This is a genomic window from Pseudomonas sp. EA_65y_Pfl1_P113 (assembly GCF_963970525.1).
Taxonomy (GTDB): domain Bacteria; phylum Pseudomonadota; class Gammaproteobacteria; order Pseudomonadales; family Pseudomonadaceae; genus Aquipseudomonas; species Aquipseudomonas tritici.
This window is the reverse complement of record NZ_CAXAQM010000505.1, coordinates 1-468: the sequence shown is the minus strand read 5'-3', so window position 1 is coordinate 468 and position 468 is coordinate 1. Positions and strand designations below refer to the sequence as shown.

Annotated in this window: 1 protein-coding gene; it reads left to right on the top strand. The window is 57.9% G+C overall.

The annotated features are described in order from the left end of the window. Positions 1–158: 158 nt before the first annotated feature. The coding region (locus tag AACY52_RS30795) for a DUF892 family protein (RefSeq protein ID WP_339561462.1) at positions 159–468 on the top strand (310 nt) is incomplete at its 3' end.

Below are 468 nucleotides of genomic sequence, written 5' to 3'. Positions count from 1 at the left end.
AATTCGCGCGTCGTAAAAGGGCGTCGCTTGATCGAAGTCAACATGATTTCCGGGATGCCCCAGCAACCTCTTTGCGCGCGCACCGTTGATGGCAGACGCCGGGCGTGCCCCCTTCGCGCCCGGCGTACCGCCCCCGAAAATGCGTTAGGAGACATGCTGTGGGACTGTTCACCAAAGACATCGTGACATTCGAGGATCTGTTTCTGCATCAGTTGCAGGACGTCTATTATGCCGAGCATCAAATCCTGAAAGCGCTTCCCAAGATGGCCGAGAAAGCGACCAATGGATCGCTCAAGACGGGCTTTGAAACCCACCTGCGCGAAACCGAGGGCCAAGTTCAGCGCCTCGAGCAAGTGTTCGACCTGATCGGAGAGCAGCCCAAAGGGGCGACGTGTCCGGCGATCGAAGGCATCATCAAGGAAGCCAATGAAGTCGCGGGCGACATTGCCGACAAAGCGGTGCTCGATG